General features: G+C 60.4%; 12 protein-coding genes and 1 CRISPR repeat array (1 of these 13 running past the window's edge). Of the genes, 6 read left to right on the forward strand and 6 right to left on the reverse strand.

The genetic code is table 11. The features are described 5' to 3' along the window. Nucleotides 1–32 precede the first annotated feature (32 nt). Both ACYQ2I_RS14810 and greA read right to left on the reverse strand, forming a co-directional pair. The gene (locus ACYQ2I_RS14810) at nt 33–821 is read right to left on the reverse strand and encodes a PEP-CTERM sorting domain-containing protein (protein ID WP_460167801.1); all 789 of its coding nucleotides are present in this window, start codon (nt 819–821) and stop codon (nt 33–35) included. 294 nt (nt 822–1115) lie between these two features. Further along, the gene (greA, locus tag ACYQ2I_RS14815; protein ID WP_460167802.1) at nt 1116–1598 is read right to left on the reverse strand and encodes a transcription elongation factor GreA; all 483 of its coding nucleotides are present in this window, start codon (nt 1596–1598) and stop codon (nt 1116–1118) included. A gap of 239 nt (nt 1599–1837) precedes the next feature. Between greA and ACYQ2I_RS14820 the strand changes: the two genes are divergently transcribed. The 3 genes from ACYQ2I_RS14820 to ACYQ2I_RS14830 all read left to right on the forward strand — a co-directional run bounded on the left by ACYQ2I_RS14820 (nt 1838) and on the right by ACYQ2I_RS14830 (nt 6258). Next, on the forward strand, nt 1838–2401 hold the full coding sequence (locus ACYQ2I_RS14820) for a hypothetical protein (RefSeq protein ID WP_460167803.1): 564 nt from the start codon (nt 1838–1840) through the stop codon (nt 2399–2401). A gap of 347 nt (nt 2402–2748) precedes the next feature. Continuing rightward, nucleotides 2749–4263 (forward strand): tetratricopeptide repeat protein, encoded by a 1515-nt coding sequence (locus ACYQ2I_RS14825; protein ID WP_460167804.1) that lies wholly within the window; start codon nt 2749–2751, stop codon nt 4261–4263. A gap of 387 nt (nt 4264–4650) precedes the next feature. Then, the gene (locus tag ACYQ2I_RS14830; RefSeq protein ID WP_460167805.1) at nt 4651–6258 is read left to right on the forward strand and encodes an MFS transporter; all 1608 of its coding nucleotides are present in this window, start codon (nt 4651–4653) and stop codon (nt 6256–6258) included. 94 nt (nt 6259–6352) lie between these two features. Here ACYQ2I_RS14830 and ACYQ2I_RS14835 read toward each other — a convergent pair whose 3' ends face one another. Continuing rightward, a complete protein-coding gene (locus tag ACYQ2I_RS14835; protein WP_460167806.1) occupies nt 6353–7375 on the reverse strand; it encodes a hypothetical protein in 1023 nt (340 codons plus the stop codon). Nucleotides 7376–7680: 305 nt separating this feature from the next. Here ACYQ2I_RS14835 and mfd point away from each other — a divergent pair, with 305 nt between their 5' ends. Further along, nucleotides 7681–10914, forward strand: coding sequence for a transcription-repair coupling factor (gene mfd, locus ACYQ2I_RS14840; protein WP_460167807.1), 3234 nt, complete (start codon nt 7681–7683; stop codon nt 10912–10914). Between the two features lie 221 nt (nt 10915–11135). Further along, nucleotides 11136–13181, forward strand: coding sequence for a peptidylprolyl isomerase (locus ACYQ2I_RS14845; protein WP_460167808.1), 2046 nt, complete (start codon nt 11136–11138; stop codon nt 13179–13181). A 24-nt stretch (nt 13182–13205) separates the two neighbouring features. On the opposite strand, the gene ACYQ2I_RS14850 is transcribed toward ACYQ2I_RS14845, so the two are convergent. Beyond that, nucleotides 13206–13544, reverse strand: a complete 339-nt coding sequence (locus ACYQ2I_RS14850; protein ID WP_460167809.1) for a hypothetical protein — start codon at nt 13542–13544, stop codon at nt 13206–13208. Between the two features lie 272 nt (nt 13545–13816). After that, nucleotides 13817–14671, reverse strand: a complete 855-nt coding sequence (locus ACYQ2I_RS14855; protein WP_460167810.1) for a fumarylacetoacetate hydrolase family protein — start codon at nt 14669–14671, stop codon at nt 13817–13819. Between the two features lie 842 nt (nt 14672–15513). Here ACYQ2I_RS14855 and ACYQ2I_RS14860 point away from each other — a divergent pair. Then, nucleotides 15514–18645: an outer membrane protein assembly factor BamB family protein gene (locus tag ACYQ2I_RS14860; RefSeq protein ID WP_460167811.1), complete on the forward strand. Its 3132-nt coding sequence runs from the start codon at nt 15514–15516 to the stop codon at nt 18643–18645. Between the two features lie 70 nt (nt 18646–18715). Here the strand turns inward: ACYQ2I_RS14860 and ACYQ2I_RS14865 are convergent, their stop codons facing one another. Then, nucleotides 18716–18904, reverse strand: a complete 189-nt coding sequence (locus tag ACYQ2I_RS14865) for a hypothetical protein (protein ID WP_460167812.1) — start codon at nt 18902–18904, stop codon at nt 18716–18718. Nucleotides 18905–19041: 137 nt separating this feature from the next. After that, nucleotides 19042–19212: direct repeats of the CRISPR family, unit length 32 nt; unit sequence GTTTCAATCCGCGCCCTCGTGAAGAGGGCGAT; it runs 14975 nt beyond the window's last position.

Below are 19212 nucleotides of genomic sequence, written 5' to 3' on the forward strand. Positions count from 1 at the left end.
ATGCGCATAAGCACGCTGTCCGAAGCAACGCCTCACGCGGCACGCCGCCGACGCCAGGCCAAGCCCAAGCCGCCTGCGGCAAGCGTCGAAATCAAGCCGAACCACGTCGCCGGTTCGGGAACGGGGTTCGGCGGTGGGCTCGTAATCGTAATCCCGCCGTCTAGAGCGTTCACGGACAAACTTTCGCTCCCGATCGTGTTGTCTCCCTCCACGAGAATTTGAGGCGTACCGACGAACGTCTCCGATCCCAGAGTGCCGCCCATTCGCGGTTGGCCGTTGTAGTATGATGTGAAAAGCCACTCGATCGGATACACACCTTCCGCCAATCCCCCGGCGATCGTGACAGGAATCCGAAGAAGCTCATACGTCGTGCCGGGAACAACGGTCGTGCTTACACCGGTCGGCCAAGAAATCTCCGCTGTGTAGTCTGCCGTATTGAAAACCGGATCCAAGCGACTAGCACCGATCGTCGCGATGTCGGTTGCCGAATGAAACAACCAATCAACCGTCTGGTCATCCACACCAAGCGTGTTGTGCGACCCGACGCTCGCGGTATCTTCGAGCGTAATGTCGGAGTGGCTGAACGCGTACTGCAACGCAAAATACATCTGCGTGACGGTCAGGGTCGGATCGGACGTGTCGGTACTGTCCAGCGTGAAGTAGACTTCCAAATCGGTGGTCTGGTCGAGATCCGAGTACGGGACGACAACATCCTCGATATCGAGGGTCAGCGTGAGCGCCGCTTGGGCGGACGCCCCGACGCTCCAAGCCGCCAACAAGGCGCCGAGCGTCCAACAAGCTCTCCACAGGTGCGTCATCATGGTGCCTCCAAAGTGAGTACGGGCAGCGTCTTGCCCCGAGTCGCCAATCCTCCTACTTACGCCGTTCCCGTAACCTCCCTGTTCCGGTCATACCGAAGGTTCCGGTTAATCGTTTCCATGATACACTCGTATTTTTTTCTCACAACTCCTCTTTTGTCTATTTTGTGTATTTACCCCATTTATCAGCCAATCGAGAGACAGAAGCAAAATCGGCCGCCCCTTCTGGAGAGGGGGCAGCCGGTCGAAATCGCAATCCGATGTCAAGCACCCCACCACATAGCGGGGGGGAATCAATCACGTATCGCGACGAATTTCCAAGATTTCCAGTTTCAACGTTCCCATCGGGACCTCGATCTCGGCGATGTCGCCGACCTTCTTGCCCACGAGGCCCTGCGCCAAGGGGCTGGTAATGAGAATACGGCCGTTGGCGGCGTCGTCCTCACCGGCCCCGACCAAGGTATATTCTTCGATCTCGTCGAATTCGAGATCTTTTACCTTCACAGTACACCCGAAGGCTACCTCGTCGGAAGGCAAGTCGCTGGGATCGACGATGACCGCTCGCGACAGTTTATCGCGCAGCAGGTTGATTTTCGCCTGAATCATCCCCTGGGTTTCCCGTGCGCCGTGGTATTCGGCGTTTTCTCGCAAGTCGCCTTCTTCACGTGCAGCGGCGATCCGTTTTTCGACTTCCCACATGACCTCGTTTTGTAGATGGTCCAGTTCGGCCTTGAGTTTCTTATACCCCTCGCGGGTCATGGGAATGGGTTCATTCGACATAAGATTCCCTCGATATTGCTATATCTACCGACGACATCCCGGATGCAAGTTTCACGATCGTTACGATTGTATCCCGAGCCGACCGGCGTCGGAAAGGTCGTTTTCTCGGCAACGAAGCGGCTTTACGGCGATTTGACTCGCTTTGATCGATCCGCCGACCGATAAGAACGAGTGAGGGCGTGCTGCGCGCCGCGTATGCTGCGGCCTTCAGGAAACATCCCACGGATGGAGAGTTCACGATGAAACGATCGACCGTTATCTTCGTTCCGGCGATTGCATTGACGATGTCGCTTTGGGCGGTCGCGCCGCGGGCTGAGGCACAGATCCTGGAGAAGTTTTTCCACAGCGTCGGACGCGACACTGCACGGAACAATCTCTGGCCCGAATCGTTCCTTCCCGCCGACCGCGCCGCCGTTCGCGCCCCGTTCGTCTTGATGGTCCGCAACGGCTGGGAACGGCAAAACCTGATTGCCGATCAACATTTCGAGTCGGGGACGAACGAGCTGAACGGCGCTGGCAAGCTCCGCATCGAATGGATCCTTACCCAAGCTACCAAGCCGCACCGCATCATCTACCTGCGACGATGCGCGTCGCCGGAAGACACGGCCGAACGACTGGAAAATATCCGCAAATGGGCGGCCAACTACCTGCCCGAAGGCGTCGAACCGAAGATCATGATTTCGTCGCTGGCCCCGGTCGGTTGGCCTGCCGAGCGTGTGAACGCCGTCGATCGCAAGTTCACCAGCTCGATGCCCGACCCGCGCTTGCCGGAACCGAAGTCGGACGACGGCCAAGGCAACTGACCAAAGCAACCACATAAGAAACAGGGGGCAGATACGACACACCAACAGGGCGGGTCCGGTTTCGACCGAGCCCGCCCTGCGTTGTTTACCCCCCGACAGGATCATTGGCCTGCACAATCGGCAAATCTTATCCAATCCAACATTTCCGCTTTAGATCGAAGCCCGGCGGGTCGATTGGGATATGTGGGCACGTGTTGCGGCGGGACGATCCCGCGCCGAAAGATCCCGCACGATACGGGCTTCGGTGCCGGGTCCGGCCGCGGCATTCGACCCACAGGAAATACGTATAGGAATGGAAGACCGGCGCACGTAGTCGGTTCATTCGGCAAACCATGGAGGGATCCCAAGTGCGAACACCGATTCTTACGTTCGGGGCGATCGCGCTTGCCGTCACGTTCGTTTGCGGCGGATGCACGACCGGTGCCGTCGGCGCCGATCGCGAGGGAATCGTGCAACAGCCGCTGGAAATGCCGAATCCGGCGCAAAAGGAATACCGCGAGGTCTACGACAAGTATCATCGCGAATTTGCTCAACGGCCGTTGGTGTCGCCCGCCTTGGGATACGAAGCCCCTTCGAAGGTCGAACGCATCGCCGACACGCTGCGAGGCAAGACGGAGGCCGGACTCGCCGATCTCAAATTCAGCTTGAAATCAAAGTTCGAAAGCGTCGGGCGGCTCTTGGCATTCGAGCAACCCGCCGAAGCGACCGACGACCCCACCTCGTTATCGAGCGAGGCGAAACCGTCACCGCGACTGTACACGGCCACCGCCAAGCTCGCGGAGCAGGCGGGCAATCCGACCAAGGCCGAAGAGTACTACCGCAAGGCCCTGCGAATGGACGGCGACTACTTCGAGGCACTGTTTGGTCTGGCGCACTTGCTCGACCGGCAAGGGCGTCTTGCCGAGGCTACCGAGTACTATCGCCGTGCATGTGATGCGGCACCGAGCAATCCTACGACCTTCAATGATTTGGCGATCTGTTATGCCCGGCGTCAAATGCCCGCCGAATCGATGGGTGCCTTGCAACGGGCGGTCGAACTGGCCCCCAAGTCGGCCTTGTACCGTCACAACCTGGCGACGGTGCTCGTGCAGATGGGCGAAATCGATCAGGCATTGCGTCACTTGAAAGCCGTCCACGACGAGGCAACCGCGTACTACAACCTCGGCTTTCTATTGCAAAAGAAGGGTGATCGGGCGTCGGCGGCGTACTATTTCGCACAAGCGGTCAAGGCAAACCCGGATTTCGAAGAGGCCAAAGCCTGGTTGCAGGCACTCGGCGGTATTCCGGCCGCGCGAGAGCCCGCGTCGCCGACCGGTCCGCAGCGTTCGCCTGAACGGGTCGCGCAACGCCCCGAATCGCAACCGACGCTGAATCCGTTTCGCAACCTTTGGCCGTTCCGAAAGGAAGCCGCAACGTCATCGGCACCCGCATCTCCCTCGCCGACAACGTCGCGGATGACCTCCTCCAGCAATCGCGTCAATGGGCAAAGCTCCTCGCAATCGCAATCGCGGCAAGAATCGGCCGCGGCGGGTCCGACCTCCGGTCTGCCTTCCGGCCGTGAACCATCGCGTATCAAGCTGCCGCCGGCCCCGTTGCCGCCGAGCGGCGCCCCGGCCCCCGGCGCGTCGTCGCCCAACTCGTCGCAAGCACCGCTTACACGTTCTCCTGCACCACTTCCGCCTCAACAGGCGACGGCACGCGCCCGCGTGGCCCCGCTTCCGCCCACCGGTGCCTCCGACTCGAGCCGGTCGGGCAGCCTCCCCCCGATGCCGCCCAGCCATGCTCCGGCACGCCCCGCAACGGCCCCGTTGCCGCCGCAAGACGGTGTACCGGTCGTCCATCCTCTACCGCCGGTCGAATAGCTGCCGCACGGTTTTCCGGCGCCGAATAGTTGGAAAGCGTTTCGGCTTACCGTGCGCGCGATGAGCGGTTCAATGTGTTCGGAGCCCCGGTTCGGTACATCCCGGGGATTTTTTGTAGTCGCCGCGAGCCTCTTGCGCAGCGTCATGGTGGAAACGGCGCGGCGGAGGAAATATATTGTCCACAATCCCATTTTCGCGCGAGCTTTGCTTTCATTGACGGCGCGCGCCGACTACAATCGAGGCACCCCGCGTGGGCCTACCTTTGGAATCGTCGTATCGGGCGGTATGCAGAACGCTTGCCGCGGCATCCGGCATTGAGGACGGCGCTCCACCGATGCGGCAACCGCCGGTCATCCTGCAATCCGTGCAAATGCGAAGGAGTAACGCATGGCTTCTTCCGGGTTCATTCGGCTGCGACTGCGAGTGATGATGTTCTTGCAGTTTTTCGTGTGGGCGACGTGGATGGTCCCCATTGCTGCGTACGGCCCGAAAGCTCTCGGGCTCGACGGCGGGCAGATGGGTTGGATCTTTTCCTGCACGGCGATCGCCGCGATGATCTCCCCACTTTTCGTGGGCTATGTGGCCGATCGCTGGTTCGCCACCGAACGCATCTTGTGCGTGCTTCATCTGCTCGGCGGCGGCCTGATGATCGCAGCCGGATTGCAGACTTCGTTCTGGCCGTTTTTCGGACTCCTGCTGGCGAGCACGCTGTGCTACATGCCCACGCTGGCCCTATCGAACTCGTTGACTTTCGCCAACATCGACGACGCCAATACGTTTTCGTGGATTGCCGTCTTCGGTACGATCGGCTGGATCGTCTCGGGATGGATCGTCGGATTGGCGATCGGCGAAACGAACGCCACGTTTTTTACGCTTGCCGGCGTTATCGAAATCGCCCTGGGGCTGTACTGTCTCACCTTGCCCCATACCCCGCCGAAGGGAAAAGAAGCCGGGGGAGACGTGCTGGGCTTGAGCGCGTTGCGACTGCTGAAGAACCCGAGTTTCACACTGTTTGTGGTATCGGCTTTTCTGATTTCGATTCCCGCGGTCCAGTATTTCGTGCAGGCGACGTTGTTCCTGGCCGAAACGGACCGCCCTGCTCCGGCCACGCTGATGACGTTGTGCCAGTTCAGTGAAATCTTCGTGATGGCCACCCTACCTTTGTTCATCGCGCGGTTCGGGTTGGAACGCGTGTTGGCAATCGGGATGGGGATGTGGGCGATTCGTTACCTGGCCTTTTCGACGTTGAACTTCCCGCTAGTCATCCTCGCCTTGCTGGTACACGGCTTCTGCTACTGTTTCGTTTACGTCGGCTCGTTCATCTATGTCGACACGAAGGTACCGAAGGAGCTTCGGGCCAGTGCGCAGAGCTTTATTTCTTTCCTGATGCTGGGGGTCGGTTGGTTCCTCGGTTCGCATGTCGCCGGTTTCATCAGCGATTACTATCCGCCGCAGGTTCAAATCACCGCTGCCGTGCCGGGGAGTTCTGAAACGACGACCGTTCCCATGCCGTCGTGGCCCAAACTGGTGGGACTGCTCGATACCGACGACGACGGCGTCATCACGACTTTCGACCTGGATGCGATCGATCCCGAATCGCAAGAATTCAAAGCGAAATTCACCGAGGTCGCAGGCGAACCGCCCAAGTTCAATTTTGCCGAACTGGATATGGCGCTTCAGGATCTCGACACGCACGCACCGGTTCTCGACAAGGGAGATGTCGCGGCGGTGGTCGCCAGCCAGATGCGAATCTCGAAAGAAGCGTACACCGCTGCCTGCGTGCGTCCCTGGCCGTCCATCTGGCAATGGCCCGCTTTGTTTGCCGGCGTCGTGTGCGTCATCTTTTCGATGACCTTGAGAAGCGATTCCTCATCGGCAAACGACGCCGAGTCCGGCGACGACGGGGCCAAAGAACCCTCGCAAGATTCCGGCAGCGAATCGGCCGGCGAACAGACGCCGCCTCCGTTCAAGGCAGACGGCGACGCCGATACGTAAACTCACTGTTTCGACAAGCGAAGCGGCAAACACGACTATATGTCGCGTTTGCCGCTTTTTTTCCAGAATCGGTTGCTGTTGCGCCGGATCGGGCCTACGCCCGCCACGGTCGATCGCGATTTTCGAGTCGCGGCAAAATCTGCCGCACCAACGACACGTCTTCGGCAATCTGGAAATCGAACATGCCGACGATGATGAAGTCGGCGCCGTTGCGGAAGGCATAAGAGAATCCCATCCGCGGATGAATCGCTCCGGCGGCAAGTACCTTGAAGGCGATCCACGGCTTTTCGACTTTCTTCATGAACTCGGCGGTTTCTTCCGGGTTCAAACACCACATATTGTCGTTGTAACAATCGTGATCGGCCCGGTTGGGGAGATGCCAACACCAAGCCTCGCGCGATCCTTCGGGCGTGGCCGACCAGTAACGATCCGAATGGAACGTCTTCACGTAGAAGTCGGGATCGAGGCCGTGTTCTTCGGCGGCCATCGGGACCTCCAGGGCGTGACTTCCGATCCCGGCCGGAAGCCCTTCCGCACGAATCAACTCCAACGCTTTCGCAATCACGTCGAGCTTGCCGTCGCGCACCAACGGCTCGGTGACGCCGCCGTGCGTGTACAAGAGCGTCGCCCCTTTGTCGACGATCGTGCGGATCTGATCCCGCATCTTCTGAACATTGGGGTCGGGCATCATGCACACCAAGGACTGCATGTGCCCGCCGTGTTTCTCGTTGTATTCGACGACGAAATCCTGGTAGCGAGGATCGATCTGGATCGTGTTGATCCCGTGCTGTTCGGCCAAGGCCAAGGTCTCCATGACCTTCTCGGGTGTGTTGTAGGCCTTGAACAGCGCCGACACGTACATCAAATCACGGCTGTGCGCCCAACCGCCGATCAGGTTTCCCCCGATCAACATCCGGCTGATTTCGATGCCCTTGATCTTCCCGCAGGGAAGGGGTTCTTGCGCGGCAGACGCCTGCTCACCGCTTGCCGCATCGCCTTGTTGTTGCATCGCGGCCAGTAGGATTTGCTCCTCCAGGCTCAGCGCGGCTCCGGCGGCCGCCGTTCCCAGCAGTGTGCGGTTCAAAAAACGCCGACGATCGGACTTTTTGCTTTCCATTGGAACTCCCTTTTTCAACGGTGGGGTTCATGGGTGTACGACCGGATCACCGCTGTGCGGCGTCTGTTGGTCTGCCGCCGTACATTGCCCACAGAATACCACCCTCCGCCGCAATTCACAAAGATTGGAATCTCGCTTTTGCAAAACCCATCACAATATTCATTATCTTCATGCTAAACAAACAACCGGTCGCTCTCCGGACAAACGTCACGAACCAGCGTCGCCCTCACCGCTCGTTCTCGGACGACGTCGTGCGAGAAAACTCGCCTTTTCGAGGCAGGAACAGGTTTCCTAGAATACACGCGATGGCGGTACCACGGGTGGATCAATCCGTCACCGGGGCGCCGCTGAGCCGACTTTGCCGATCGCTGACCGCCGACCACGGGCTGGATCGCATCGTCGCCGGCCTGCGTTCCGGCCACGCCGTCACACTCGACGGAGTGTGGGGGTCGGCGTGCGCGCTCGCGGCCGCGGCGCTGGTCGGAGAAGCGGCGGGCCCCATCGTGATCGTCTTGCCGTCGGCCGAGCACCTGGACGCCTTCGGCGACGACTGGCGCTGTTTCAGCGACCGCGAACTGGCCTTCTTCCCGCCCCAAGAATCGCTGCCGGACGACTTGAGCCTGCAAGATCCCAACGCCGGTGAGCGGTTGCGATTACTCAAACGTTTCCTGCGGAAGGACGTACCGGCGGCCGTCGCCACCTGTCCTGAAGCATTGCTCGTTCCGTGCCCGGCGAGGCAATCGCTCGAAGCGAAAACCCGCACGCTGCGCGTCGGCGATCGGATCGAGGTCACCGCCTTGACGCGGTTTTTGGCCGAGGCGGGCTATCATGCGACGACGGCCGTCGAACTGCCGGGCGAATTCTCCGTGCGCGGCGGCATCGTCGATATTTTCGCCGTCGATTGGCCGAATCCCGTGCGCATCGAGCTGTTCGGCGACGAGATCGATTCGCTTCGTGAATTCGAAGTCGCCACCCAACGGAGCGTAGCTCGGCTGGAACAGGTCGATCTGACGACGTTTTCTCCCGGTGCGCCGTCTCGCGGCCGCCTTACCGACTATCTGCCGACCGGAACCTGGACGGCCTTCGTTGAATTGGACGACATCCGTCAAACGGCCAAACGTTTTCTCGAACGGGCGGTCGACTTTCAACAACTATGGTCGTGGGAAGATGCGGCGGAAGGCCTGATCGCATTTCCTTCGATCGCCATGTGGGCGATCGCGCCGACCGACTACGAAACTCGGGGACAACTGCGGATCGAGTCGGTCGAACGGTTCAGCGGCGACATCGAAAAAGTCCGTGATGAACTGAGCGAGGCGACCGCCGGTTGCGACGTTTACTTGGTATGCGCCAACCGGGCTGAAATCGAACGTCTGCAAGAGGTCTTTGCCTCGACCACACCGGCCCGGGAAGGCCGATTGCACTACGTCGAAGGTCGACTCCACGAAGGCTTCCGCCTCATCCCCGAGTCGACGGTCGTCATTTCCAGCGGCGAGCTGTTCCGGCGTGCCGACGTGCGTCGGCCCGTCCGCCGCTACGCGGGACGTGCGATCGATTCGTTCGTCGAACTTTCCGAAGGCGATCTGGTCGTCCACGTCTCGCACGGAATCGCCCGGTATCGCGGTCTGCGAAAACTGGAAAAAGGTGATCGACTCGAAGAACACCTCGAGCTGGAGTTCGCCGAGGGCACACGACTTTTTGTGCCCGCCTCACGAATCGACCTCGTTCAGAAATACATCGGCGGGACGAAGCGGCGGCCGCGATTGTCGAAACTGGGCGGCCGCATGTGGCAACGACAAAAAAGCGTGGTCGAAAAGGCCGTCCGCGACCTTGCCGCCGACATGCTGGAACTCCAGGCACATCGGGCGATTCGCCCCGGAATCGCCTTTCCGCCCGACACCGAGTGGCAACGCGAATTCGACGCCTTGTTCCCCTTTGAAGAAACTCCCGACCAGCTACGGGCTTGGGACGCCATCAAAGCCGATATGCAACGGCCCGTGCCCATGGACCGGTTGCTGTGCGGCGACGTCGGTTTCGGCAAGACTGAAATCGCCATGCGAGCGGCATTCAAGGCCGTCGATGCGGGCTACCAAGTGGCCGTCCTCGTCCCCACGACGGTGTTGGCCGAACAACACCTGCGGACGTTCCGCGACCGCATGGCCGAATTTCCCATCGAAATCGCCTCGCTTTCACGGTTTTCGACACCGCGTGAGCAACGCGAGACGATCGCCCGCCTTTCGGCAGGCGCCGTCGATATCGTCATCGGAACCCATCGCTTGGCATCGGCCGACGTGCAATTTCACAACCTCGGTTTGTTGATCATCGACGAAGAGCAACGCTTCGGCGTCGAAATCAAGGAGCGTCTCAAGGCCCTGCGGAAGTCGGTCGACGTTCTCACCATGACGGCCACGCCGATCCCGCGCACTTTGCACATGGCCTTGGTCGGCGTGCGGGACATCTCGAACTTGGAAACGCCCCCGGAGGATCGACTGGCCGTTGAAACCCGCGTATGCCGTTTCGACGACGATTTGATCCGACATGCCGTCCTGCGCGAACTGCAACGCGACGGACAAGTGTACTTTGTCCACAATCGCATCGAAGATATGCCTGTCTTGGCGGCAAGACTCCAGCGGATCGTCCCCGAAGCATCGATACGCATTGCCCATGCCCAACTGCCCGAACACGAACTCGAACAAATCATGTGCGACTTCGTGGCGCACCGTTTCGATGTCCTGCTGACGACCACCATCATCGAAAGTGGGCTCGATATCCCGAATGCGAATACGATCTTCATTGATCATGCGCACCGGTTCGGGCTGGCCGATCTGCACCAACTTCGCGGGCGCGTGGGGCGCTACAAACATCGCGCGTATTGTTATCTGTTGATCGATCCGAACGACATGCTCAGCCCCAATGCGGCGCGCCGTTTGCGCGCGGTGGAAGAATTCAGCCACCTGGGGGCGGGGTTTTCGCTCGCAATGCGCGACCTCGAGATTCGCGGCGCCGGAAACATCCTCGGCACCCAACAGAGCGGACACATCGCTGCGGTGGGCTACGAGTTGTACTGCTCGTTGCTGGAAAACGCCGTTCGTTCGCTTCAGAATCTGCCGCCGCGAACCTACGCCGAAGTTTCTGTCGATCTACCGTGCCGCGCGTATCTCCCCGACGACTACATTCCGGAGATTCGGCTCAAAATCGATTTGTATCGTCGACTTGCCCGCACGACCGCCGAAACCGAACTGGAAGAGTTCCTTGCCGAATTGGCCGATCGCTTCGGATCGCCTCCCAAGGTCGTCAAGCGATTGGTCGAGTTGCAGCGACTACGCATTCGAGCGGCGACGTGGGCCATCCTCGACGTCCACACGGAAGACACTTTCGTCGTGTTCCAGTACGCCTCCGCCGAGCGCATTCGGCAACTCAATCGTTCCCGAGGCAACCGCCTGCGAATCGCCGACCGGCAAAGCGCCTACTTGCCGCTCGACAGACTGGTCGACATCGACACCATGATCGCCGAAATCATCGACTTCTTACGCCCGGAGTAGCCCCCCGATCGTGGGAGCGGCTTCGCTTGCATGAACGACGGTCGAGCGAGATTGCCATTGCAAGGACAGCGGGAAAGCCTCTATAATCCCCCGCCATTTTCCAGGAAGTACCGTCTTCGCGTCATAACCGTGCGAAGCGAAGCGGGAAGCGATCCCCTCGGCCGATTGCCGAGCGAGATACCATGGACGGGCCACCCAACGAACGAAGGGAATCGTTCGACGTGCAACGCCATCTATACAACACGCTATTGTTGGTGGTCGCGACGGCGGCCGTTTTGCTGGCCGTCCGGCCGGGCGTCTTCAAGGATGCCGCTGCACTCCTCGACAAGTGGAGCACCCTGCTGCCGAAACTCCCTGTCGCCAGTGCGCAGGCGCAGGTACCTGCGGCGATCCCCGGCCCGACCGTGACGAATACTCCCAACCGGTATTTCCCTTCGTCCACGGCCCCGGCCGCACCATACGCCCGCGAGTCCTCCGTTCCCGTCGCCCAAGCCGTTCCGGCACGTCCGACACAACCGGTCGCAGGTTATTCCTATCTCTATCCGCAAGCGGGAACGACGACGGCGTCTTCCGGTACGGTCGCGTCGCAACCGGGAAACGCTTTCGCAAGCGACGGCTCCTCGCCGGCTGCCCCTTACGCCGCGCCGAACGGCGCTTACCCCGCGGTCGGCGATTACCGAGGTTCGGCATCGTCTCCGATCCCGTGGAACGGTCCTCAACTTAACACTTTCGGCCCGCCGTCGGGCACTTTCGCACCTTCAGCGGGAATGTCGGCACCGCAGACGCGGCAACCGCCGATAGACCGCGGAATTTCATCGCGTTCCGCACAACCGCCTGTCGTTCCGCGCAACGGCGGTTATTCGGCACCTTCGGTCGGTCCGACGGCGAATCGCGGTTTCGGCTATCCCTCGAACCTTCCGGCGTCTGCCGCCTCTCCGTCGGGCTCTACCCCGTGGAGCGGTCGGCAACCGTTTCCGCAAGTCGCACCGTCGGCGCCACCGGTGCCGAGTTATCCCTCGCCGCCGACGAGCGCCCGGTCATCGCAAACGTCTCCACCGTTTTCCGATTATTCGCAACTGCAACCGTCACATGCCGGGCGAGTCGCCCCCCCTGGCGTGATGTCTACGCAACGAGTGCAACAGGCGCCGTCGCCGAGCAACGGGGCGGTCACACAAGCAGGCCCTTCGCGCGAAGCGTATTCGTCGGCCTGGACGAATCAAGGTGTCGTCGTGCAGGCGGCCGCGGCAACCGACATCGACCTGAGCCAATGCCGACCTGTCGAAACGGCACAAATTCTCGCCCGCGTCGGAAGCGACGTCATCCTGGCGGGAGAAATCGTCGGTGCGGTCAACGAAATCTTGTCCGAGTACGAAGGCAAGGTTCCCGAAGAAGTCCTGAAAACGCAACGTCGTGAATTGACGAAGGCCCTGCTCCAACGCCGTATCAATGCCAAGCTGTTGTACCAAGACGTGAAACGCAAGCTTCCGCCCGAGGCGTTGGACATGTTCAAGCAGCAGCTCGCCGACGAATTCGAGCAGCGGGAAATCCCGCGCCGACTGAAGAAACTCAACCTCAATTCCCGTCGCGAACTGGAACGAGAACTCGAAAAGATCGGGACGACGCTCGAACGTGAAAAACAGGCGTTCATCGAAGCGGTGATCGCCCAACAATGGCTGCAACAACAGGCCGATGCCTCGCCGGACGACGTCGTTCCCGAAATCGGCCCCGAAGAACTGCTGACCTATTACCGCGAACACATCGACGAATTCGACCACCCCGCGCGGGTGTTGTGGCAGCAATTGACCATCAAGAAAAAGCCTGATCGCCCCGACGCGCAAGAGTACGCCATGCTGGCCGAACTGGGCAATCGGGTTCTTCGCGGCGAGCCGTTCGAAAAGGTCGCCGAGTCGGCCTCCGAAGGTCCCACCGCCATTCTCGGCGGCAAACGTGACTGGACGACACGCGGTTCTCTCAAGTCGAAAAAACTCGAAGAAGCCCTTTTCTCTCTGCCGATCGGGCGACTGAGTCCGATCATCGAAGACGACGACGGCTTTCACATCGTCCGCGTGCTCGAACGGGAAGAGGCCTATCGCACCCCCTTTACCGAGGCACAACCGCAAATTCGTAAGGCGATCGAGGAGCAACGGCGCAAAGAAAAGCTCGACGAATACGTCGCCAAGCTGAAACAAGAAATCCCGATTTGGACGGTATTCGACGACGAAAACGGAATCGCCGGTCGGCCCGGCGAATCCTCGTCGCTGCGTTGACGCCGCCGGCACAAGGGGTTCGCGTCAGGTCTCCTGCGGCACGGTCGTGCCCACGTACATCTGCAAGACCTGGCTTTGCACTTTAAGCGCGCGAATGAGTACCGCGATATCGGCCATCCCCATCTCGCGCGGATCTTTCGACGCCAACGACTCCAGTTCCTCGGTCATGGCGGCATGCTGATCGGTTGCCGCTTCGAGTCGCACGCTCATTTGATGCCACGTGGTCAACAAGGCTTCATCGCCGTCGATCGCATCGAGATCGTCGACATAATTGGCGATCAGCAAGCACACCCTCGCGACATCGCGGGCGCTCAATTCCGGTTGCAACCGTTCGACGGCCGCTGCAAGCTCACGGCAAGTCATGATCCGACACTCGCTATGTAAATCGACAGACAAGCTCGACAAGACAAGGTCTCTCGGATCGCCACCCCGCCGATCGACACATGCCGGACGGACGGCTCACAACCTGTTCGCCGCCGACCGACGCATGAGAGACTTCGGAAAAGGCGACTCGGCTCGAGGCCGGTCTGCTCAACTTTAGCACATTCCAAAGCGCATCGGCGAAATTCCGAAAGGACACATGCCGACGAAGCCGCAGAGCCGTCACAATCACTACGATCGGATGCAATCGTCGGTCATGCCGCAACGATGTCGTTCTCCAAGACGCCGATCTTCTCGATTTCGACCTCGGTTTTGTCGCCGGGTTTGAGATACACCGGCGGTGTTCGGGCGAAGCCGACTCCCGGCGGCGTCCCGGTGAACAACACATCGCCCGGCTCCAATACCGCCACCTGCGAGATGTACGCCAGCAAACGCGGAACCGAGAAAATCAACTGGTTCGTGTTCGACTGCTGCATCGTTTCGCCGTTCAACCGAAGCGAAATTTGCAGATTGCCCGGATCGCCGATCTCGTCGGCCGTGACCAAATACGGCCCCATCGGTGCGAAGGTATCGAACGTCTTCCCCAAAAGCCATTGCTTCCCAGGCTTGAATCGCTGCCAATCGCGGGCGGATATGTCGTTGCCGCAGGTGTAACCTGCCACGATACCGAGGGCGTCGGCCTCCGACACGTTCTTCGCCCGCTTACCGACCACGACGACCAATTCCGCTTCGTAGTCGACCTGGTCCGAAATCGGCGGCAAGACGACGGGCTTGCGATGGGCATTGGCAGCCGTCGGAAACTTGTTGAAGATCACAGGCTCTTCCGGCGGCGCCATTCCGCTTTCTTTTGCGTGGTCGGCATAGTTCAGTCCCACGCAGATGATCTTGCCCGGACGGGGAACGACCGGCAAGTAATCGATCTCGCCGGCAATTTCAGGCGCTTTGTCCAAAGCAGCACTCGCCCGCTCGATACCGTCCTCGCCTTGTTCGAGCAACGTTTTCATGCACCGCGGCAATTCGCCGTCGGCGGCCGTCAAGTCGACCGGTGTACCGTTGCGAATCGCCCCGATGCGAGCACCATCTTCCGCCAAGAACGAGAAAAGACGCATGCGGTCGCTCCTGCCATCCTCGTGAAATTGCCTTCCCATTTGCGTGCGTCGACGATCGCTCGAACCGAACAATTCCGAATCGCCGGCTTGTCGGGAGCACTTCGGCAATCGTCGTGCCCTCCTCAATCTATTCGCCCGCTCCCGAAGGGGCAACTACCGGCATCCCTTGCAGCCCCAATCGTACAAACGCCCGACACGCCTCTTCTTATTCGCTCTATTCGTTGTCGCGCCACGACTCGCTTCGGCGTATTACCACGTGGAATTCGCGGAAATGACGTTCTCGATGCTGCGGTGTCGAATGTACGAGGGGCGACGATGAACAACCATTCACAATACATATACATACCCCGGATTACATCGACTTCGCATTCCACAAACTCGTCCGGCTTTCTGACACGGTGCGCGTATTGCGGTTGCCTCATCTATCTCAAGCTGGATTGCGACTCGAGATGGCGTCCTTACGAATCGTGGTTTGCCGGGACTGTCGAAGAGGGCGAGTGGAAGCTCCACAAATGCGACCACGATTGATCCTCGTGCCCGCCCTCGGTTTGCCCGCCGCTCCTCGACCGCGGACGTCGAGCTCTCTTCCCTGCCCCTTCCGCCAACCGCAATGCGTCCGCGGTTTCCAGGATCGTGCCGATACTTTTGCGGCCATGGCCGATCATGGTATGATCGACGCTTGCTGTTCGAGAAGCGGAGTTGTGCCCGTGTGTACATGTTTGTAGGCGTGTTTCCTCGCTCGCATCCGGCTGTTGCCGATCGGCAAGCCGTTGATTTCCGGCCGCGAAACGCGTCATCGGTCCCCCCCGGGAAACGTCCGCAGAATCGAGGTAACCCTTCCCATGAGAACCACAGTGATGCGACTATCGGCGGCCATGGCGGCCGTCTGTCTGTGCGTTTTTTCCAACAGCGTCACCTTGGCCGTCGATGCCGGCGACATCTTGTCGCAAACCGAGTTTCACGGCGGCTTGATCGTCCATTTGGATTGCGGGGACGGCTCGCTTACCGCGCAGCTCTGTCGCAGCGACAACACGGTAGTATGCGGGTTGGAACGCGATCCGGCGAAGGTCGCGCAGGCTCGCACTCGCCTGCATGCGGAAGGTGTCTACGGCCGAGTCACCGTCGTCCAATACGACGGAAATCGTATACCGCTGCTCGACGACTCGGTGACCTTGATCGTCGCCGAAAAGCCGGCCGTCCCGCGAGACGAAATCCTCCGTGTCCTTCATCCGTTCGGCAAGGCATGGATCGGCGGCGAGGTGATCGTCAAGCCCCTTCCGTCGGATATGGACCAGTGGACGCACTATCTGCACGAAGCCGACAACAACGCCGTGGCCCACGACGGACGCATCGGTCCGCCGCGTCACATGCAGTTCCTCGCCGACCCGTTGTGGACGCGAAACCACGACCGCCTGTCGAGTTTCACCACGGCCGTGACTGCCGAAGGACGACTGTTCTATATCAGTGATTACGGCCCGGTCTTCGATCCCGACGAACCGGCGCAGTGGTTCGTGACGGCCCGGGATGCCTTCAACGGTGCCTTCCTGTGGCGACGTCCGATCACTTCGTGGACCGACTTCATGCGCAAGTTCCGCAGCGGTCCGGTGCAATTGCAGCGGCTGCTGGCCACCGACGGCAAGCGCGTGTTCGTAACCTTGGGACTCGACGAACCTGTTTCAGTTCTGAATGCCGCAGACGGTGAAGTCCTCGACGTGTACGAGTCGACTCGGCATGCAGAGGAATTCGTCCTCGATGATGATGTGTTGTACGTTCAGATCGGCACAAACGGGGCGGAACACGCGTTGATCGAACAAGGCAAAGGAGCCGATCCCTTTGCCTTTCAGCAGAAACGACTCGTCGCCGTCGATACCCGATCGGGCAAGACGCTGTGGACGTGGCCTGCCGAAGGCGCCGCCGCGATCATGCCGAGAACGCTAGCCGTCGCGTCGGGCAACGTGTTCGTGCAGGAAAGCAATACGACGTTGTGCCTCGATGCCCGCACGGGCACACCCCGCTGGCGAACGCCTTTGCCGGGCAGCACACAGAACGCCAAAAAGGGCCAAGGGAACGCTCTTGCCCGCTCGATGGGCTGGACGTACGCCACCCTGGTCGTTCACGATGACGTCGTCCTCTCGTGCGACGGGAAAACACTGCAAGCCCTCAACCGTGACACCGGCGAACTGCTGTGGCAGTGCGAAGCCCGGACACCATTCGGCCGCACACCTTCGGTCGACATCCTTGTCGTGCGCGACGTGGTTTGGACGAGTCCCGACCTCGATACCGGTCGAGACCTGCACACCGGCGAGATCGTGCGGCAAACGAATCTTTCCGAAACGCTGGTCACCGCAGGTCACCATCACCGCTGCTACCGAAATAAGGCCACCGACCGTTACGTGATTCAAGGTTACCGCGGTCTCGAATTCCGCGACACGGTAGGGAACGAAAACGTCCGACATAACTGGATCCGCGGCATCTGCCAGTACGGAATCCTGCCGGCAAACGGGATGGTGTATTTACCCCCCCACAACTGCTCGTGCTATCCCGAAGCGAAGCTGTACGGCCTGTGGGGCCTGAAATCAAATGATTCTTCGTTCGATCCCGAGTCGCTCACGTTCGGCAGCCTTGTCGAAAAAGGTCCCGCTTTCGGTCGTGTGCACGGCGGTTCTCCTGCCGCCGACGAGTGGCCCATGCACCGACACGATCCCAGCCGCTCGGGGCTCACTCCGGCGTCGGCTTCGGCCGGTCGGCAAGTCTGGCGTGTCTCACTGAAAGGACGCCCGACCGCGCCCGTGATCGCCGGAAACACCTTCTTGGCGGCGACTTCCGATACGCACGAACTGACGGCACTGGACGCCGAAACCGGGGAAAAGCGTTGGTCGCTGATCGCCGACGGCCCGATCGACTCACCGCCCACAATTTACGGTGATGTTGCTTTGTTCGGCACGCGCGGCGGCACGGTCGATTGCGTCCGTCTTTCCGACGGCGCGTTGGTGTGGCGATTCCGGGCGGCCCCGGCAGATATTCGGACGCTCTGCCGGCAGCAGATCGAATCGCTGTGGCCGGTCCACGGCAGTGTGCTCATCGTCGACGATACCGCGTATTTCACGGCAGGCCGATCGACCTACATCGACGGAGGCCTGTTTCTGTACGGTCTGAACCCGCTCACCGGGGAAGTGAAATTCCGGCGTCGTCTGCAATTGCCGCCGGCCGCGGCGATCGAGCCTCCTCCTGATGCGACGGCCGAAACATTCTCGCAAAACGCCGTCGATTACAAGACTCTCCTCGCTCCAGACCGCAGCGATGCCTTTTCGATGAACGGCAATCTCTCCGACATCCTCGTCGCCGACGACGAGGCGATCTACCTGCGGCACCAAAAGTTCAGCCGAGACTTGAAACCGCTCGACGAACGAACGCATCACCTGTTCTCGACTTCCAGCTTGCTGGACGAAGACGAATCGTACCGTGCCCACTGGTTCTACGGGAACGGCGACTTCAGCCGATTGCCCGTCGCCTACGAATGGCTCACGCGGGGCCGGTGGGGCGGATTTGCCTCGCCGCTCGGCCGTTTCCTGGTGTTCGACAAGAACACGTTGTGGGGCTGCGGATGGAAATCGCTCGCCTTGTACAAGACGGACATCCGCGACATCGACCGGCGATTGGCCAAGGATTTCCCTCGCGAGGGAACGGCGATCGTCCATGAACCGCTTGCCGACGAATTACCAATTCACGTGCGAGCCATGATCAAGGCCGGTGACGTGTTGTACCTGGCGGGTTATCCGCTCGACAAAGCCCGACCGCACCTGTACGGTCAACCGATCCTCGACGCAGGAAAGCTGCTCGTGGTGGACGCGACCGACGGCAAAATCCTCGCCGAGCACGATTTGCCCGTCTCTCCGCGATTCGACGGGATGGCGGCGGCCTACGGGCGGCTTTACATCGCGTTGGAGGACGGTTCGATCGTATGTCGTCAATGACGATGACCGCTTCCCGAAGCAGCCTGTTCATATTGCCATCAAGCTGTTTGCCCTCTTGGCCCGGCGTCATTCACACGTCGGGCCGATTCTTCTTACTTGCCGAAACAGACGTTGCGACCGTCGGCGAGCAAGACGAACAACCTTCACGAGCCGCAATCACCCCGTCGAATACCGGCGCCGCATCGAGTTGAAATTCGGCAAGTTGTGCATCGTCGATGGCTGAGGCAGCCCACAGTAAACCGCCGCGCGTATAGCGCATTTGCCACCCGGCCTCCGCCGAACGCCGAGCCGTTTCCGCCCACGTATTTCCTCGGACCATCGCGGGGACACAGAAGGCTACCGCGCCCTCGTGAAGAGGGCGATAACATCCGACGGGCGCAAGCGGTCCATGCCCATGTTTCAATCCGCGCCCTCGTGAAGAGGGCGATACGAAAGCCTTGCCCCCTTCTACTGGCCCGTCCGTTTCAATCCGCGCCCTCGTGAAGAGGGCGATTCGAAAGCCTCACCATCAAGTCGTCGGGGCATGCGGTTTCAATCCGCGCCCTCGTGAAGAGGGCGATGCTGGGG

The sequence above is a fragment of the Thermostilla marina genome (genome assembly GCF_054657455.1).

Excerpts from the sequence above, each read along its gene's own strand:
- greA (WP_460167802.1), bottom strand. The coding sequence starts at position 1,598 with ATGTCGAATGAACCCATTCCCATGACCCGCGAGGGGTATAAGAAACTC.
- ACYQ2I_RS14855 (WP_460167810.1), bottom strand. The coding sequence starts at position 14,671 with ATGCGTCTTTTCTCGTTCTTGGCGGAAGATGGTGCTCGCATCGGGGCG.
- ACYQ2I_RS14820 (WP_460167803.1), top strand. The coding sequence starts at position 1,838 with ATGAAACGATCGACCGTTATCTTCGTTCCGGCGATTGCATTGACGATG.
- ACYQ2I_RS14865 (WP_460167812.1), bottom strand. The coding sequence starts at position 18,904 with ATGCGCTATACGCGCGGCGGTTTACTGTGGGCTGCCTCAGCCATCGAC.
- ACYQ2I_RS14835 (WP_460167806.1), bottom strand. The coding sequence starts at position 7,375 with ATGGAAAGCAAAAAGTCCGATCGTCGGCGTTTTTTGAACCGCACACTG.
- ACYQ2I_RS14850 (WP_460167809.1), bottom strand. The coding sequence starts at position 13,544 with ATGACTTGCCGTGAGCTTGCAGCGGCCGTCGAACGGTTGCAACCGGAA.
- ACYQ2I_RS14830 (WP_460167805.1), top strand. The coding sequence starts at position 4,651 with ATGGCTTCTTCCGGGTTCATTCGGCTGCGACTGCGAGTGATGATGTTC.
- ACYQ2I_RS14810 (WP_460167801.1), bottom strand. The coding sequence starts at position 821 with ATGATGACGCACCTGTGGAGAGCTTGTTGGACGCTCGGCGCCTTGTTG.
- mfd (WP_460167807.1), top strand. The coding sequence starts at position 7,681 with ATGGCGGTACCACGGGTGGATCAATCCGTCACCGGGGCGCCGCTGAGC.
- ACYQ2I_RS14860 (WP_460167811.1), top strand. The coding sequence starts at position 15,514 with ATGAGAACCACAGTGATGCGACTATCGGCGGCCATGGCGGCCGTCTGT.